This window comes from Pseudomonas sp. HR96 (genome assembly GCF_034059295.1).
Lineage (GTDB): Bacteria > Pseudomonadota > Gammaproteobacteria > Pseudomonadales > Pseudomonadaceae > Aquipseudomonas.
This window is the reverse complement of sequence record NZ_CP139141.1, coordinates 5,120,635-5,138,725: the sequence shown is the minus strand read 5'-3', so window position 1 is coordinate 5,138,725 and position 18,091 is coordinate 5,120,635. Positions and strand designations below refer to the sequence as shown.

The 18,091-nt window shown below is 64.6% G+C and carries 14 protein-coding genes; 9 read left to right on the top strand and 5 right to left on the bottom strand.

The genetic code is table 11. The annotated features are described in order from the left end of the window. The 9 genes from mrdA (at position 1) to SFA35_RS23010 (ending at position 9,397) form a co-directional block, all read left to right on the top strand. A complete protein-coding gene (mrdA, locus tag SFA35_RS23050) occupies positions 1-1,899 on the top strand; it encodes a penicillin-binding protein 2 (protein ID WP_320573036.1) in 1,899 nt (632 codons plus the stop codon). Between the two features lie 31 nt (positions 1,900-1,930). Further along, positions 1,931-3,034, top strand: coding sequence for a rod shape-determining protein RodA (gene rodA, locus SFA35_RS23045; protein WP_320579196.1), 1,104 nt, complete (start codon positions 1,931-1,933; stop codon positions 3,032-3,034). A 17-nt stretch (positions 3,035-3,051) separates the two neighbouring features. After that, positions 3,052-4,077, top strand: coding sequence for a lytic murein transglycosylase B (mltB, locus tag SFA35_RS23040; protein WP_320573034.1), 1,026 nt, complete (start codon positions 3,052-3,054; stop codon positions 4,075-4,077). Beyond that, the gene (locus tag SFA35_RS23035; RefSeq protein ID WP_320573033.1) at positions 4,077-5,093 is read left to right on the top strand and encodes a septal ring lytic transglycosylase RlpA family protein; all 1,017 of its coding nucleotides are present in this window, start codon (positions 4,077-4,079) and stop codon (positions 5,091-5,093) included. Before mltB ends, SFA35_RS23035 begins: the two co-directional genes overlap by 1 nt. A gap of 139 nt (positions 5,094-5,232) precedes the next feature. Next, positions 5,233-6,393 (top strand): D-alanyl-D-alanine carboxypeptidase family protein, encoded by a 1,161-nt coding sequence (locus SFA35_RS23030; protein ID WP_320573031.1) that lies wholly within the window; start codon positions 5,233-5,235, stop codon positions 6,391-6,393. 82 nt (positions 6,394-6,475) lie between these two features. Then, a complete protein-coding gene (locus SFA35_RS23025; protein ID WP_320573028.1) occupies positions 6,476-6,751 on the top strand; it encodes a DUF493 domain-containing protein in 276 nt (91 codons plus the stop codon). Beyond that, positions 6,751-7,413: a lipoyl(octanoyl) transferase LipB gene (lipB, locus tag SFA35_RS23020; RefSeq protein WP_320573026.1), complete on the top strand. Its 663-nt coding sequence runs from the start codon at positions 6,751-6,753 to the stop codon at positions 7,411-7,413. The genes SFA35_RS23025 and lipB overlap by 1 nt, the downstream gene beginning before the upstream one ends. 1 nt (position 7,414) lies before the next feature. Further along, positions 7,415-8,440: a lipoyl synthase gene (lipA, locus tag SFA35_RS23015; RefSeq protein WP_320573024.1), complete on the top strand. Its 1,026-nt coding sequence runs from the start codon at positions 7,415-7,417 to the stop codon at positions 8,438-8,440. A gap of 45 nt (positions 8,441-8,485) precedes the next feature. After that, entirely contained in the window at positions 8,486-9,397 is a 912-nt protein-coding gene (locus SFA35_RS23010; RefSeq protein WP_320573022.1) for an LD-carboxypeptidase, read from the top strand. On the opposite strand, the gene SFA35_RS23005 is transcribed toward SFA35_RS23010, so the two are convergent. The 5 genes from SFA35_RS23005 to lptE form a co-directional block, all read right to left on the bottom strand. Continuing rightward, entirely contained in the window at positions 9,394-14,634 is a 5,241-nt protein-coding gene (locus SFA35_RS23005) for a hypothetical protein (protein ID WP_320573020.1), read from the bottom strand. The two genes, SFA35_RS23010 and SFA35_RS23005, sit on opposite strands and share 4 nt — an antisense overlap. A gap of 103 nt (positions 14,635-14,737) precedes the next feature. After that, complete coding sequence (locus tag SFA35_RS23000; protein ID WP_320573018.1) at positions 14,738-16,060, bottom strand: lytic murein transglycosylase; 1,323 nt, start codon at positions 16,058-16,060, stop codon at positions 14,738-14,740. Positions 16,061-16,120: 60 nt separating this feature from the next. Further along, the gene (arfA, locus tag SFA35_RS22995; protein ID WP_320573016.1) at positions 16,121-16,282 is read right to left on the bottom strand and encodes an alternative ribosome rescue factor ArfA; all 162 of its coding nucleotides are present in this window, start codon (positions 16,280-16,282) and stop codon (positions 16,121-16,123) included. A gap of 87 nt (positions 16,283-16,369) precedes the next feature. Continuing rightward, positions 16,370-17,407, bottom strand: coding sequence for a DNA polymerase III subunit delta (gene holA, locus SFA35_RS22990; protein ID WP_320573014.1), 1,038 nt, complete (start codon positions 17,405-17,407; stop codon positions 16,370-16,372). A gap of 16 nt (positions 17,408-17,423) precedes the next feature. Beyond that, a complete protein-coding gene (gene lptE, locus SFA35_RS22985; RefSeq protein ID WP_320573013.1) occupies positions 17,424-18,029 on the bottom strand; it encodes an LPS assembly lipoprotein LptE in 606 nt (201 codons plus the stop codon). Positions 18,030-18,091: the final 62 nt, after the last annotated feature.

Here is an 18,091-nt window from a genome sequence, read left to right as displayed (position 1 = left end):
ATGTCCCAGCCGATCCGCCTCAAGGACCACGAAAAAGACGCCCGGACCGTGCGCGGCCGGGTCGTGGTCGGCGCGTGCGCGGTGGTGGCGCTGTTCTGCGTGCTGATCGCGCGGCTGTATTACCTGCAGGTGGTGCAGTACGACTATCACTCCACCCTCTCGGAAAACAACCGCGTGCATGTGTTGTCGATCGCCCCGCCGCGCGGGCTGATCTACGACCGCAACGGCGTGCTGGTGGCCAACAACCGGCCCAGCTTCAGCCTCAGCATGACCCGCGAGCGCGCCGGCAAGGAGTGGCCGGTAGTGCTCGACTCGATCGTGCAGATTCTCGAGCTCACGCCCGATGATCGGGCCATCTTCGAGAAGCGCATCAAGCAGGGGCGCCGGCCGTTCGAGCCGGTGTCGATCCTGTTCGAGCTCAACGAGGAGCAGATCGCCCGCATCGCCGTGAACCAGTTCCGTCTGCCCGGCGTGGAAGTGGTGGCCCAGCTGGTGCGCCACTATCCGCAGGGTGCGCATTTCGCCCACTCGGTGGGTTACATGGGCCGGATCAACGAAAAAGAGCTCAAGAGCCTCGACGCGGTCAACTACAGCGGCACCTCGCATATCGGCAAGACCGGCATCGAGCGCTTCTACGAAGACCAGCTGCATGGCCAGGTCGGCTACGAGGAGGTGGAAACCAACGCGCGCGGGCGGGTGCTGCGGGTGCTCAAGCGCACCGACCCGATCCCCGGCAAGGACATTGCCCTGAGCCTGGACATCAAGCTCCAGGAGGCCGCCGAGAACGCCCTGGGAGGGCGGCGTGGCGCCATTGTCGCGCTCGACCCGGCCACCGGCGAAGTGCTGGCCATGGTCAGCCAGCCGAGCTTCGACCCCAACCCGTTCGTCACCGGCATCAGCTTCAAGGCCTATGCCGAACTGCGCGACTCGGTCGACCGGCCGCTGTTCAACCGCGTGCTGCGCGGCCTCTACCCGCCGGGCTCGACCATCAAGCCGGCAGTGGCCATCGCCGGCCTCGACAGCGGCGTGGTCAACGCCAGCACGCGGGTGTTCGACCCCGGGTTCTACCAACTGCCCAACTTCGATCACAAGTACCGCAACTGGAACCGCACCGGCGACGGCTGGGTCGATCTCGACACGGCGATCATGCGTTCCAACGACACCTACTTCTACGACCTGGCGCACAAGCTGGGCATCGACCGCCTGGACAGCTACCTGAGCCAGTTCGGGGTCGGCCAGAAGGTCTCGCTGGACATGTTCGAAGAGTCGGCAGGGCTGATGCCGTCGCGCGAATGGAAACGCGTGACGCGCAAACAGGCCTGGTTCCCCGGCGAGACGCTGATCCTCGGCATCGGCCAGGGCTACATGCAGGCCACCCCCCTGCAGCTGGCCCAGGCCACCGCGCTGGTGGCCAACAAAGGCAAGTGGAACCGCCCGCACCTGGCGCGCACCATCGGCGGGGAGAAGCCGGTGGACCCCAACCCGATGGCCGACATCGTGCTGCGCGACCCCTCCGACTGGGCCAAGGTCAACCATGGCATGCAGCAGGTCATGCATGGCGCCCGGGGGACTGCGCGCAAGGCCTCGGTCGGCGCGCAATACCGCATCGCCGGCAAGAGCGGCACGGCCCAGGTCGTGGCCATCCGCCAAGGCGAGAAATATGACCGTACAAAATTGCAGGAGCGCCATCGCGATCACGCCTTGTTCGTCGGCTTCGCTCCAGCGGACAATCCGAAGATCGTGGTGGCGGTGATGGTCGAGAACGGCGAGTCCGGTTCGGGCGTCGCCGCTCCGGTGGTGCGCCAGGTCATGGATGCCTGGCTGCTCGATCCGGATGGCCGCCTGAAACCCGAATACGCCAGCGCTCAACCCCCGGAGATCACGGCACGTGAAGAGTAATTTCGACCGCATCCTCTCCAGCGAGGACGTGATGCGGCGCCGCGCCACCTTCCTGCAGCGCATTCATATCGATGGCCCGTTGCTGATCCTGCTGCTGACCCTGGCGGCCGGCAGCCTGTTCGTCCTCTACTCGGCCAGTGGCAAGAGCTGGGACCTGCTGATCAAGCAAGCGACCTCGTTCGGCATCGGCCTGGTCTCGATGTTCGTCATCGCCCAGCTGGAACCGCGCTTCATGGCCCGCTATGTGCCGCTGGCCTATGTGCTCGGGGTGATCCTGCTGGTGGCGGTGGACGTCATGGGCCACAACGCCATGGGCGCGACCCGCTGGATCAACATCCCGGGGGTGGTGCGCTTCCAGCCGTCGGAATTCATGAAGATCATCATGCCGGCGACCATCGCCTGGTACCTGGCCAAACGCACCCTGCCGCCGCAGCTCAAGCACGTGGCCCTGAGCCTGCTGATCATCGGCCTGCCGGCCATACTGATCATCCGGCAGCCGGACCTCGGTACGGCGCTGCTGATCCTCGCCTCGGGCACCTTCGTGCTGTTCATGGCCGGACTGCGCTGGCGCTGGATCATCAGCGTGATCGCGGCGCTGGTGCCGGTGGCGGTGGCAATGTGGTTCTTCATCATGCATGACTACCAGAAGCAGCGGATTCTCACTTTCCTCGACCCCGAGAGCGACCCGCTGGGCACCGGCTGGAACATCATCCAGTCCAAGGCCGCAATCGGTTCGGGCGGGGTATTCGGCAAGGGCTGGCTGCTGGGCACCCAGTCGCATCTGGACTTCCTGCCCGAAAGCCACACCGACTTCATCATTGCGGTGCTCGGCGAGGAGTTCGGCCTGGTCGGCATCTGCGCCTTGCTATTGATCTACGTGCTGCTGATCGGCCGTGGCCTGGTCATCACTGCGCAGGCCCAGACGCTCTACGGCAAGCTGCTGGCCGGCTCGCTGACCATGACGTTTTTTGTTTACGTTTTCGTCAATATCGGTATGGTCAGTGGCCTGCTGCCGGTGGTGGGCGTGCCATTGCCCTTCATTAGTTATGGCGGAACTTCGCTCGTCACGCTGATGTCAGCGTTTGGAGTTTTGATGTCGATCCATACACATCGCAAATGGATCGCACAGGTTTGATCAAGGTGAATTATTCAATGCAAGTCATGCGCAACTGGGCGGCTCGCTGCATACCGTGGGTCGGCCTGGTGGGCATTCTCGGTTCCTCTCAGCAAAGTCAGGCACAAACGGCACCGGCCGGGGACTACGAGGGTTCACCGCAGGTCGCCCAGTTCGTCGGCGAGATGACCCGCGACTATGGTTTCGCCAACGAGCAGTTGCTGGCTGTGTTCCGCGAGGTGCAACGCAAGCAGGCGATTCTCGATGCCATTTCGCGTCCGGCCGAACGGGTCAAGCCCTGGAGCGAGTACCGTCCAATGTTCCTCACCGACGCCCGGGTGGCGAGGGGCGTGGACTTCTGGCGGCAGAACGAGGCTGCCCTGGCGCGCGCCGAACGCGACTATGGCGTGCCGGCCCAGGTGATCGTCGCGATCATCGGCGTCGAGACCTTTTTCGGCCGCAACACCGGCAACTATCGGGTGATCGATGCCCTGTCGACCCTGAGCTTCGACTATCCGCCACGCGCCGACTTCTTTCGCAAGGAGCTGCGCGAGTTTCTCCTGCTGGCGCGTGCAGAGCAGGTCGACCCGCTCAGCCTCAAAGGCTCCTACGCTGGCGCCATGGGCCTGCCGCAGTTCATGCCGAGCAGCTTTCGCGCCTATGCGGTGGACTTCGACGGCGATGGCCACATCAATATCTGGACCGACCCCGATGACGCCATCGGTAGTGTCGCCAACTATTTTCAGCAGCATGGCTGGGTTGCCGGCCAGCCGGTGGTCAGCCAGGCCACGGTGCGTGGCGGCCGGGTGGACGAAGGTTTGAGCCCGGGTATCGATCCGGTCAAGACCGTTGGGGAGTTGCGAGCCCTGGGCTGGTCGAGTCATGATGCGCTGCGCGACGACCTGCCGGTCACCGCGTTTCGCCTGGATGGCGCCAATGGCCCGGAATACTGGATGGGGCTGAAGAACTTTTATGCGATCACTCGCTATAACCGCAGTGTGATGTACGCCATGGCCGTGCATCAGCTGTCGGATCTGCTGGTACAAGCACGGGGCGTCAAGTAATGCGGGCAACGTCGATACGCACTCCACTCAAGCTGATGGGTTTCACCGCCCTGGGCATCCTGATGGTCAGCTGCTCGTCCACCAGCCCGCACTACGGTTCGAGCGGCAGCGGCAACATCGTCCGCGCGCAGCCGGGCCTGGACATCAACCGGGCGCACAAGGACGGCGCGCCCTGGTGGGACGTCGACGTTTCGCGCATCCCCGACGCGGTACCGACCCTGCACACCGGCCCGTACAAGGCCAACCCCTACACGGTGCTGGGCAAGACCTACTTTCCGCTGACCAACTCCAGCACCTACACCGCCACGGGCACGGCGTCGTGGTACGGCACCAAGTTTCATGGCCAGAACACCGCCAACGGCGAGGTCTACGACCTCTACGGCATGAGCGCGGCGCACAAGACCCTGCCGCTGCCCAGCTACGTGAAAGTGACCAACCTGGACAACAACCGCAGCGTGATACTGCGGGTCAACGACCGCGGCCCGTTCTATTCGGACCGCATCATCGACCTGTCCTACGCGGCGGCGAAGAAGCTCGGCTACGCCGAAATCGGCACGGCGCGGGTGCGCGTCGAAGGTATCGACCCGCAGCAATGGTGGGCCGCGCGCGGCAAGCCGGCGCCGCTGATGGTCGACTCGCCGCAAGTGGTGGCCCAGGCCCAGCCCGCGCTGAGCCCGAGCACCGGCACGGTGGAGCAATACACGCCGCCGCCTGCCCAGCACGCGCCGGCCGTGTTGCCGGCTGTGGTGGACGCAAAAAAAAACGGTTCTGCACCAGTATCTGGCCTGTATCTCCAGGTGGGAGCGTTCGCCAACCCGGACGCTGCGGAGCTCTTGAGATCGAAGCTGAGTTCGACAGTGACGGCACCGGCGTTTACCAGCCCGGTGGTGCGCAACCAGCAGACACTCTATCGCGTGCGCCTGGGGCCGATCCAGACGCCGGGTGAGGCCCAGCAGATGCAACAAAACGTTAAGATGGCCAATCTGGGCAATGCCAAATTGGTAACCCTGGACTGACCCGCAGCGTCATACAACAACCAGGCTGGCGCAACCAGCCGCCACCGCTGCTGACCCAGCGGAAATGTGAGCCGGGTCGCGAGGCCCGAAACAAGTTTTGCCCTAGACGGCAATGCCCATCAGCAATTTCGAGAGACGGATGAACATCACCACCTTCGCCAAACGCCTATGCCTGCTAGTACCGTTGTTGATCGCGCCTGCCGCCTGGGCGGCGGAGCAGATGACACCGGCCGCCCCTCAACTCGCCGCCAAGGCCTGGGTGCTGATGGAAGCGTCCAGCGGGCAAGTGCTGGTCGAAGAGAACGGCGACCAGCGCCTGCCACCGGCCAGCCTGACCAAGCTGATGTCGGCGTACATCGCCACCCTGGAAATCCGTCGCGGCCAGATCGGCGAGAACGACCCGGTGACCGTCAGTGAGAACGCCTGGCGCACCGGCGGCTCGCGGATGTTCATCAAGGTCGGCTCGCAGGTCACCGTCAGCGACCTGCTGCACGGCATCATCATCCAGTCCGGCAACGACGCCACCGTGGCCCTGTCCGAGCACATCGCCGGCAGCGAAGACGCCTTCGCCGACATGATGAACAAGACCGCCGAAACCCTGGGCATGAAGAACTCGCACTTCATGAACCCTACCGGCCTGCCGAACCCCGATCACTACTCCACTGCCCACGACATGGGTATCCTGGCGCGCGCGATCATCCACGAAGACCCCGCGCACTACGCGATCTACTCGCAGAAGGAGTTCTTCTGGAACGGCATCAAGCAGCCTAACCGCAACCTGCTGCTGTGGCGCGACAAGACTGTCGACGGTCTGAAGACCGGCCACACCGACGAAGCCGGCTACTGCATGGTGTCTTCGGCCGTGCGTGACGGCATGCGCCTGATCGCCGTGGTGTTCGGCACCAACAGCGAAGCGGCCCGCGCCGCCGAAACCCAGAAACTGCTGACCTACGGTTTCCGCTTCTTCGAAACCCAGACCTTCTATCAAAAGGGCCAGGAGCTGACCCAGGCCGCCGTCTGGAAAGGCGACACCCACCAGGTCAAGGCCGGCCTTGCCGATGACCTGACCATGACCCTGCCGCGCGGCCAGCTGAAAAACCTGGCAGCGACCATGACCGTCAACCCGCAGCTGACCGCCCCGATCGCCCAGGGCCAGGTCATCGGCAAGGTTGAAGTGAAGAACGGCGACAAGGTCGTTCAGACCGCCGACCTGATCGCGCTGGAAGCGGTCAACGAAGGTGGTATCTTGCGCCGCGTGTGGGATAGCATTCGTCTATTCTTCTACGGCTTGTTCAACTGATATCGTGAACTGCTGGCCCCCCGCTCGTCATCGACGGCCGGGGGGCTTGTCCGTCTTCACGGCTTACGAGGCCGTCACTGCCATGACAGACACCGAAGTAAAAGCACCGAAAATCGAATTCCCCAACACCGACTATCCGATCAAGATCATCGCCGATACCGGTGTGGGCGTTAAAGACAAGGTTCTGGAGATCGTCAGCAAGCACGCGACGATCAACCACGACATTTCGGTCGAGCGACAAAGCAGCAACGGCAAATACACCACGATCCAGTTGCACATCGTGGCCACCGGCCAGGACCAGCTCTACGACATCAACAGCGAGCTGCGCGCCACCGGCTTCGTGCACATGGTGTTGTGATGCCCGGCGCCGCAGGCTTGCAACAACTGGGCTTTCGCGAGCTGGGCAGCCAGCCCTACGAGCCGGTGTGGCGTGCCATGCAGCGTTTCACCGATGGCCGTGGGCCGGATGTGCCCGACGAAGTGTGGCTGGTGCAGCATCCCGCTGTGTTCACCCAGGGCCAGGCCGGCAAGGCCGAGCACCTGTTGCTGCCGGGAGATATCCCGGTGGTGCAGGTCGACCGTGGTGGCCAGGTGACTTATCATGGCCCCGGCCAGCTGGTGGTATACCTGCTGCTGGACGTCAAGCGTCTGGGCTTCGGCGTGCGTGAGCTGGTCTCGCGCATGGAGCTCACGCTGATCGCGCTGCTGGCCAGCTACGGCATCACTGCGGCGGCCAAAGCCGATGCGCCCGGTGTATATGTCGATGGTGCGAAGATCGCCTCGCTGGGCCTGCGCATTCGCCGTGGCTGCTCGTTTCACGGCCTGGCGCTGAACGTCGACATGGACATGCAACCGTTCAACCGAATCAACCCTTGCGGATACGCCGGCCTGGCCATGACCCAGATGTGCGATCATGCAAGCCAGATCGAATTTGCCGAGGTCAGTGCCCGGCTGCGCGCGCAGCTCGTCAAGCACCTCGACTACGCTGAGCAGACGACCCTTACGGGCGGAATAGACTGATATGACTACTGCCACAGACGCTGTGCAAACCCTGATACCGACGCTGGACCTTGCCGACCGTACCGCCGCCCCTCGTCCGCACAAGGTCGAGGCGGGCGTCAAGCTGCGTGGTGCCGAAAAGGTCGCGCGCATCCCGGTGAAGATCATCCCCACCACCGAGCTGCCGAAGAAGCCGGACTGGATTCGCGTGCGCATTCCGGTCTCGCCGGAAGTCGACCGTATCAAGCAGCTGCTGCGCAAGCACAAGCTGCACAGCGTGTGTGAAGAGGCCTCCTGCCCGAACCTGGGCGAATGCTTCTCGGGTGGTACCGCCACCTTCATGATCATGGGTGACATCTGCACCCGTCGCTGCCCGTTCTGCGACGTTGGCCACGGCCGTCCGAAAGCCCTCGACGCCGACGAGCCGATGAACCTGGCCGTGGCCATTGCCGACCTGCGCCTCAAGTACGTGGTGATCACCTCGGTGGACCGCGACGACCTGCGCGATGGCGGTGCCCAGCACTTCGCCGACTGCATCCGCGAGATCCGCAAGCTGTCGCCGGGCGTGCAGCTGGAGACCCTGGTGCCGGACTACCGCGGGCGCATGGACGTGGCCCTGGCCATCACCGCCGCCGAGCCGCCGGATGTGTTCAACCACAACCTGGAAACCGTGCCACGCCTGTACAAGGCGGCTCGTCCGGGCTCGGACTACCAGTGGTCGCTGACCCTGCTGCAGAAATTCAAGGAACTGGTGCCCCACGTGCCGACCAAGTCCGGACTGATGCTGGGCCTGGGCGAAACCGACGAGGAGGTTATCGAGGTGATGCAGCGCATGCGCGAGCACAACATCGACATGCTGACCCTCGGCCAGTACCTGCAGCCCTCGCGCAGTCATTTGCCGGTGCAGCGTTTCGTGCATCCGGACACCTTCGCCTGGTTCGCCGAGGAGGGTTACAAGATGGGCTTCAAGAACGTTGCCTCAGGGCCGCTGGTGCGCTCCTCGTACCATGCCGATCAGCAGGCCCACGAAGCCAGGATCAAGCTCTGACGGGGTCTGGAAGGGGCTGCGCGCACGCATTCGGTGGAGGAATCGATGGACTTACCCCCTCGGCTGCCCGATGGCGGCCTGATCGGGTTGATCGCGCCGGCCGGGCCGGCCACATTGGACGTGGGCGCGGCGACCGCCTGGGTCGAGGAGCGTGGCTATGGGCTGCGCATCTACCCCACGGTGTACATGAAGCGGGGCTATCTGGCCGGTAGCGACCAGGCCCGCCGACAAGACCTGCACGATGCCTTTGCCGACCCTGAAATCGACGCCATCTTCTGTGTGCGCGGCGGCTACGGTACGCCTCGCCTGCTGGATACGCTGGATTTCGATCTGCTGCGCCAGCACCCCAAGCCCTTCGTTGGCTACAGCGACATTACCGCCCTGCACGTGGCCATCGCCCGTTACGCCGGCTTTCTCACCTTTCACGGGCCATTGTTCAAATCCGATCTGCTCGAAGGCAAACAGGCGCCGACCGAAGGTGCGTTGTGGCAATTGCTGCGCGGCGAACGGGGCGAGGGGGACTGCCTCGAGCACCCAGCCGCTCACCCACTGACCACCGTCTGCCATGGCGTCGCCGAAGGCCGTCTGATGGGCGGCAACCTGGCCATCCTCTGCGCCACGCTCGGTACGCCCTGGGCGTTGAACGCCGAAGACATCATCCTGTTCATCGAGGACGTCAACGAGCCGCTGTACCGGATCGACCGGCTGCTGACGCAGCTGCGCCTGGCCGGCAAATTGGCCCAGGTGCGCGGCGTGGTGGTGGGCGACTTTGCCGGCATCAGTGTCGAGCACAGTCTGCCGCTGCTGCGCGAAACCTTCGCGCCGCTGGGCATACCGGTATTGGCCGGGTGGCGCAGTGGGCACTGCGACCCCAACCTGACCTTGCCGCTGGGTGCCAGCGTCAGTCTCGATGCCAGCACCCAGCAACTCAGGCTGCTGCAAGCGGTGGTGCGTTAGCCACCGGTGGCCCCTGCCGCAGGTGGGAGGCGGCCACGGCCGAGCAAGCTGACGATCAACGCCATGGAATCGGCATTGGCCAGGATGACTCGGGCCCGCTTGTCAGGGTCGTTCCAGAACACCACTCTGGCATCGGCCAGGGTCTTGGCTCCCGTGATGGCAAGCACGGTCTTCTTCTGCCGTCCATCGCTGCTCTCGTAGTCCCTGAACACGCCTTTCTCCTCAGCGCGGAACAGATAGGCCGACGGCGTCAGTGCCGACAGCTCCGTCGCCCGCGCTCGCTGCACCGCTCGTACGAACCCTTTGGACATTGCCGACTGCTGGTCGATCAGGTCCAGAAACGGCACCGACGCCTCCACGTAAGCCAGGTCAACCGCGCCGAGGCGAGTATGGCTGAGCTCGTGGATCAGGGTCACCGCCTGCTGATGTGCCAGCAGCTGCGCCTTGGGGACGTTGGGCAAGGCGTGCAGTTGCACTTCAGTGCGCAGATTGAAGAACGCTTCGGTGAAGAAGATGCGTTGCTGCGGGTCGGAGGGGTAAGTGAAGGCCGAGGTGAGTTCATAGCCCAATAGATTGTGACCGATGACATAGCGCGATGAAGTGCGCGGGTCCAGGGAGGGCTGGAGCAGTTCGTCGAACAGGTCGATGCACTTGGTTCGCAGAGCGGCCAACAGCGGCGGTGTCGACGCAGTCCCCAGGACCTCCTGCAGCACGCTTTCCACGGCCGGCGCCAGGGGCGCGCTCGGCTGTGTCGTGTTGAGGTTGTCCAGGGTCTGGCGCAAATACCTCATGGCTTGGCCGTGGGCCGTCTGGATCATGTAGTAGCGCCCGGCGAAGCGCCGTCTGATCCGCGCCATGCCGGAAGCTTCGGTGACGAAATGAATGCGGGCATCGGCTTCGGTATCGCGTGAATGGTACGCGTAGCTGACTGCCGCGCCACCGCCGAGCAGGCGGCTGGGAGGGCTGATCTGCCACTGGTCCTGGACCCTCTGGATTTGCGGGCCGCGCTCATCGTTGTGGTAGATCGTCCAGGCATCGTCCGTCTGCCGGACTTCGAACACTCGGCCTTGCACTGGCGCATAGTAGGCGCCGGTCTTGGCGTCCCGGTACAGGTGCAGGGCCGGGTCCTTGCGCAGGTCACTGAGCTGTATATCCTGCGCGACCATTTGCAGGAGTCGGTCCTGAAGGTTGGCCGGCAACGGGTCCGGGGCCCAGCCACTGGCGGAGGACGTCGCGGCGGGCCCGTTTTGCTCGGGTGTTTGCAGCAGCTCATCACCCGCGAGTACTTCACTGTCGATGGGCATGGGCTCGTCGGGTACTTCGGTCAGCGATTCACCGCTGCCCGACTCGATCACGGGCGCAACCGCCGCCTGCGTTTCCCTGAACCCCCGCGGCTCATCGCCATGGGGCGAGCTGCGGCCGCTGGCCAAGGTCGCCAGGCCGGCAACGAACTCGGCCAATGCCTGGCCCCAGCTGCTGTGCGATGCGGCCTTGGCGGCATCTTCGAACAAGGTTTCGGCCTGCCAGGTGTCCACCAGCACGCTGAGTTTGAGAGGTAGAAACTGAGCCCCCTGTTCCAGGCCCAGGCTCATGAGCTGGCAAAAGGCCTTCCAGTCGGCTTCGGCCGTCGTCACGGTGCGTGCTTCGGCGAGGTGCATGAGCAACTTCAGGTTGTCGGCGAACAGGTGATGCAGCGCGTTGCCAGCATCCTGGTCGCGCACCAGCGTCGCGGGGGCGGGCTCTGGATTCACGTCGAACATGTCTTCGGTGTACCACAACAGGTGAGGGTGCAGCAGGCCGTTGTGGTTGTAGCGATCTTTTACGTCACGGGGCACCCGTTCGACGATCAAGCGCTGCAGCGCCGTGTCCTTCTGTAGATGAGCCAACAGCGCCGCCTCGTCATCATGCTCGGTCAGCGCAGCGGAGGTGTCATAGGCTACGAACAAGAGTACGGGCCCAGCCTTGCGGTCGTCCGGGCCGATGATGTGTATGCCCAGCACCGGGTCTGGCTCAAGCTTGGGATCGGCGCGCAGCTTGAGCTGACAGATGCCGATGGCCTGGCCTTCGACAGCGGGGCGCGCCAGTGCGTCGGGCATTTGCATCAGCGCGTTGACATAGGCCACCGCAGTGTCGGTGAAGTTGTTCATCAGCCGTTGCTGCAGGGCATCTACCTGCATCTGCACACTGAAGCTTTCACAGAAAAGGGTGCGGCGCCTGGCGTAATCCTTACCGGTGGGGTTGAAGGCAACGGCCAGCAAGCTGCGGTATTGGCCGGCCACGTCGAGCTGATGGATGATCGCGCGCACGGCTTCGGCGGTTGGGGGTTCCACGCCTGCGGGCGCATCGCGCAGGCTTACCCTGAGGGTGGCCGATTGCAGGGTGACCATGTGGTCGAGTGCAGCCTGGGTCAGGGTGCGGGTTTCGACGAAGCTGGCGGCGGCTATCGAGGAAGGCACCATGCCCACTGCGCCTGGGCTCACCACATAGCGGGTCAAGGTCAGGATGATCTTGTCCGGATCGTTCGGGCCGTCCGGGTAGTCAGCCATCAATTTCGAACTGAGCAGTGACCGAGAGAAATCGTACAGACCGGAGATATCGAACAGGTAGTCGTTCTGTGGTCCGGTAACGGCTACGCAGCGCTGTAACAGCAGGCTCAACTTTTCCAGCTGCGCGCCGCTGGCGTTGCGCAGCCATTCGGGTAACCGGTCGGTGAATTCAAGGTTCTGAGCGTTCAACTGCGCGCGGTCCAGCAGCGCGAGCAGCAGATCGACCCGCGCTTCATTGTCCAGGTAGCGCTGATACAGCTCATGGGGAAAGCCGGACAGTGCCACTGCATCACGGCTGAAGCCGATGACCGCCCGACGCCGTTCGGCTTCGCGCTGGCATTGTTCGGCGATGAAGTCGCCGGTGACTGCAGCAAGGTACAAGCTGCCGCTTGCCCCCGGGGTGTCCAGGCGCAACCGTGCCTCCAGGCGCTGGCGTGGCGCCAGCAGGCTGAGCCAGGTTTCGCGCTCCTGTTCATTGCTGATCGAGCGGCTGAAACCGGTGCGCAGCGTGTCCAGCAGAGTGAACACAAAAAAGCTCTCGTAACAGACCCAGACCAGAACCTTGCCGTCGCGCTGGTCATGCTGGTGCAAGGCGAGGCAATTGCTCAGCCGCACAGGCTTGCCGGTGTCCACTATCAGACACATCCCATGGATATCGGCCGTTTCGCCAGGCAGGCCGGCGCGCAGAGCCGCGCTGGGGTAGTCCAGGGCATTGAGCAGCAATTCGAGCAAGTCGGCGTTGGTCTCGCCGGCGTAGACTTCCAAGGCGTGCTCGACGCGCAGGGACGCTTCGCGCAGGGCACGCATTTCCCAGGGGAAGTGCACGCTGCCTTTGGCCAACCGTACCCAGTCGCGGCAGCGGTCTTCCATCTGCCCGGTATAGAACTTGGCAAAGTCCTCCAGGTGATCGGTGATCAGGCGGTTGACCCAGGCGATGCTGGGCCAGGGCAGCACCTTGCCATCGCGGTCCAGCAGGTGGTCGTCTTCGCGCAAGGGCTCGACGCTCCAGGTGGAACACCGATCGATGAACCAGTCGGTCAGGCGGATGGCCGGATCCGGGGTGCCATTGGCATGCCTGAGGTAGATATCACCGGGCTGCAGCTGGCCTTCGCAGAGCACCGCCATGATCGGCGCCAGACGTCTGCGTACGCAGTCAGCGACGGTAGGCTGGCTGGTGTGCAAGGCGTACAGGCGCTGCACCAGGGCGCCGATCTGGACTCGCCAGCCCGCAGGGTGGCCGGCACGGCTGGGGGCCACCGGCAGACCTGGAGGCAACTCCCGTTCGCCTTGCTCCAGCCAACGGCCGTGGCCGTCGAGTGCGCGCAGGCGTGGGTCGAGCAGACCGCGCAGGTCCAGCGCGTCGTCAACCTCGGCCAACAGGGTGCTGACCTGAGGCCCATGGTCGCCGAGCCTGAAGGTGAGGTTATCCTGTTGGACCTTGATCAGCGTATCGGCCAGGGCAAGGAAGGGTGCATCCAGCGCCTGGTATTGTTCGACATGGACCGCGCCGAAGGTTTGCACGCTGGCCCAGTTGCTCAGGGATACGTGTTCGGGGCGCTCGGCGCCGCGGGTAAGGTCGTGAACGAATTTTTCCAGGACCGCCCAGCTATGCAGGGTCACCAGACCGGAGGCGGGAGTGAAGAGAAACATCAGAGGGCTCGTCGCGGACTTGCTGCGCAACAGCAGCATGCCGGCCAGCGGCACGCCCGTCAGCAGGCTGCCAGTGTCCTTGCAACCCAGGGTAAAGGCGCTCATCTGGGCGCTGGGCGCCTCGGACAGCAGGCTGGCCAGGGCTTGTGCCTGGGCTGGCTCCAGGCTGCCGTCCTCCAGGCCTCTGAGAACCGCCCGGGCGAAGCCGTCGGCCATGTGCAGGGCGATCTGCTGGCGGCGATTGAAGCCGCCGGTTCCGGCGTGCTCCAGCCAGTGCGCGGTCATAGCCTTGGCCATGGCGGTTTTGGCCGTCGTACCGGCGGCCGTCAAGGCCTGTTGATAGCGTTTGACGTCTGTGGCGTCGGCCGCTTTGCCGTCCAGCGCAAGATAACGCCGCGCCTGGGTAGCCCCCTGGGACTGTCCGGCGAGGTCCTCGAGGCAGGCTTCGATCAGGCTTTGTACGCGTTCTACCTTGCTGTCGCCGGTATTGATGACGTGCAGTTGATGAGCCTTGAGTTGGGCCACCGTGCTCGTCGGGAAAGCCTTGAGCAGTTCGCCGGCGAGCTGGGTCTCGACGCGCTCGGCCAACCGCGGCAGCTTGGCCAGGTCAAGGTTGAGCTGGCTCAGGGCGTCGGTCTGCTGGTCAACCAAGGCCTGTGACCAGTGGCCGAACACCTCCCCCTCCAGCGCCCTCCAGGTGGTACCGCGCCTGGGCAGGGAGAATTGTGTGCCGAGCTGTTCAGCATGGGTTTTCAGGGCGGCGAAGTCGTCGAACGGGCGGATGCCCTGCAAGGGGCAACACAGGTATGCGGCAGGACGTGTGCTGTCGGTGTGGGTGATCGCCAGGCTGGTCAGGCCGGGCAACAAGGGGTTGCTGTGCACATGAATCAGCAGGTTCGAGGGAATCTCGCGTTGCGCCACAATGGCACTCAGCAGCAGGTTTTCTCCCTCGCTCAAGCGCTGATTTTCGGCGGCCTGGGTAATCTGGGCAGTGAAGCGGCGAATCAGCTTGACGGCGGCGAAGTAGGGGATATGGGACATGCATGCATCTCGACAAGGGCGGCGCGCGAAAGGCCTGCCACCAACGTCCAGAGCATTGCCGAGCCGGTGGGCTCGGCGGTGCTAGATAGATGTACGCGACGCCTCAGCGGGCGCGCAGGCTCTCCAACAGCATGTGCGTCGGATAGCCATCAGCTGGCTCGCCGTAGCGCTGCTGCGCCAGGCGGATGGCCTTGCGAGTGTTGGCGCCAATGATGCCGTCCGGAGTGCCGGCGTCGTAGCCATGGGCGCTGAGCAGGTTCTGCAGCTCCATACGCTCGCTGCGGCTGAGCGGCAGGTCGTCCTTGGGCCAGCCGCCGATGATGCCGCCACCGCCGTACAGTTTCTGCGCCAGCAGGCTGACCGCCAGCGCATAGGACGACGAGTTGTTGTACTTGAGTACCGCGCGGAAGTTGTCCAGCACCAGAAAGGCCGGGCCGCGATAGCCTGCCGGCAGCAGCAGGGCGGCCGAGAGGTTTTCCGCGCCCGCCGGCATCTGCGTGCCCACCGGCAGGGTCAGGCCCAGCTGCATCCACTCGCTGACCGGCTTGCGGATGGCGCCATCGGCCAGGTTGTAGTCGAACCCAGGCGCCAGCTGCACCTCGAAGCCCCAGGGCTGCCCACGCTGCCAGCCCGAGCTTTGCAGGTAGTAGGCGGTGGAGGCGAGGGCGTCGGCACTGCTGTTCCAGATGTCGCGGCGGCCATCGCCGTCGAAGTCCACGGCGTGGGTCGCATAGGTGGTGGGGATGAACTGGGTCTGGCCCATGGCCCCGGCCCAGGAGCCGAGCATGCGCTCGGGCTGGATGTCGCCGTTTTGCAGGATCTGCAGGGCGGCGATCAGCTGGCTCTGGGCGAAGTCCGGCCGCCGCCCTTCATAGGCCAGGGTAGCCAGCGACCGGATCACCGATTTGTCGCCCTGGAACTGGCCGAAGCTGCTCTCCATGCCCCACACCGCGATCAGGGCCTGGCGGTCGACGCCATAGCGCGCCTCGATGCGGGTCAGCAGCTCGGCGTTCTGTGCCAGCAAGGCCTGGCCCTTGCGCACGCGCACCGGGGAAATGGCGCCTTCGAGGTATTCCCACACTGGCCGGGAGAACTCCGGCTGGCTGCGGTCGGCAGTGACCACGCTGGGGTCGGCGGTCACGCCGCTGAAGGCACGGTCGAAGGTCTGGGCAGTGATGCCGGCCTGCAGGGCCTGTACGCGGAACCCGGCTTCCCAGTCTTCGAACGACTGCGTCGGTACCACGGCGGCGTCGGCCGGCGCAGGTGCGGCTGGCGGGGCGGCCTGGGCGGCAGGCGCGGCGGGTGCGACAGGCAGCTGCACGGCTGAGGCAGCAGTGGGTTTTTCAGCGCAGGCGACTAACAGAATGAAGCTGGTGGCGGCGATGAACTGGCGAAACTGCCAGCGGGGATGACGACAAGGAGACATGCAGGGGTCCGAGTATTTCAGGTCAGGTGACGACCTTATCATGCCTGCACGACGAAGGGTTCAGGCGGCCACAAAGTAAAAAGCCTCCCCATCGTTGGATGGGAGGGCTTCGCGGCGGTAACTGCCCTTGCCCTTGGCGGGGCGTTCCTGGCGGCTGCGGAACAGCGGCTGGGCAACGATGGATTTGGCCTTGTTGGGGCGCTTCATGGGTTTCTTGCTCATGGGCTCTGCCTCCGTGTCAACGGCGGCGATCATACGCCTGTGGTGCATGGGTGCAATGCTGGCCATTCAGACGCTGTGCTACAGACGCTATTGCGCAGGCAATGCCAGGCGCATACCCGCCATCAGCATCGACAACCGTGACAGGCTGACCCACACCGACCCCGGCGCCTGGCCCTTGATCTGTGCATCGATGTGCTGGGCATCCTGCAGCAGCTGGCTCCAGCGCTGCGCGGAGTGGCGTTGCAGGGCCTTGCTCATCAGCGGCTTGCGCTTGTCCCAGACCGGCGGCCGGGCCTGGCTGAAGGCTTTATCCAACGGCACGCCCTGGCTGTACTGCTGCGACAGGCTGGCCAGCAGGCGCAGCTCGCGAGCCAGCGCCCAGAGGATCACCGGCGGCTCGACGCCTTCGCCGCGCAGCCCTTCGAGCATGCGCAAGGCATGTGCCGGCTCGCCGTTGAGCACGGCATCGACCAAACCGAACACGTCAAAACGAGCGCTGTCGGCCACTGCCGCTTGTACCGTCTCCAGGGTGATCTGATTACCGTCGGCGAGCAGCTTGAGCTTTTCGATCTCCTGGGCCGCCGCCAGCAGGTTGCCCTCCACCCGTGCGGCGATCAGTTCCACCGCATCGGGCTGGGCCGCCAGCCCGGCCTGGGCCAGGCGCTGGCGGATCCACTGCGGCAACTGGCCAGCATCCACCGGCCAGATCTGGATGAACTGGGTGTGGGCGCCTTCGATCAGCGCCTTGCCCCATTTGGTCTTCTGCGCGCTGCCGTCCAGCTTGGGCAGGCTGATCAGCAGCAGGGTGTCTTCGGCCGGGCGCCCGGCATATTCCATCAGCGCGGCGGCGCCCTTGTCCCCCGGCTTGCCCGAGGGCAGACGCAGCTCCAGCAGGCGCCGCTCGGCGAACAGCGAGAGGCTGGCACCGGCCTGCAACAGGGTGCCCCAGTCGAAATTGGCGTCGGCGCTGAACACCTGGCGTTCGTCGAAGCCTTGCTGCCGGGCGGCGGCGCGAATGGCGTCGGCCGCCTCCTGGCACAGCAGGGGATCGTCGCCGCTGACCACATAGACCGGGGCCAGCGGGCCTTGCAGGTGCTTGCCGAGCCCGGCCGGTGCCAGTTTCATGGCTGAACCCGCGGCATCACTTGGTCGGGATGTCGATCGGCGATTGCTGCGGCGTCGCGTCCATGGCGCGCTTGGCGGCGTCCTCGGCGTCGGCAGCGGCCTTGGCGCGGGCATCCGATTGCGCCTGCAGCTCGGCCAGGCGTGCCGGCGTCAGCTGTTGCAGACGCAGGATCAGGCGCTGCACCAGTTCGCGGCGCATCTCGCGGCGGATCTCGGTGGACTCGGAGTCCGAACCTGCCAGGTTGTTGCCGTCATGGGTGAAGTCCTTCTCGACTTCAACCTTGTCCGACAGCAGCGGGTCGGGCGTGGCGCCGCGCAGTTCATAGGTGACGACGGTGCTCAGCTCGATATCCACCGAGCGCGCCGAGCCGCTGTAGCTGGCGGTGCGTTGATCTTCCTTCTCACTGGTCAGCACCAGCTTGTAGGGGGCGGTATCGTCAACCTTGACTCCGCCGCTTTGCAGCGTCGACTTCAGCAGCTTGACGGTTTCACCGTAGGCGTCGCGGGCACTGACGTTCAGTTCCTTGATGGCCAGCGTGTTGCTGCCCGTTCCGCGCAACTGGAAACCGCAGGCGCTCAGCAGCACGGCGAGGCCCATTACCAGCAGGTTGCGTTTGATCATGCTTGTAGCTCCTGGAAATTCTTTAGCGCCAATCTTTGGAAGGCCGCAGGCAAACCTGCAGC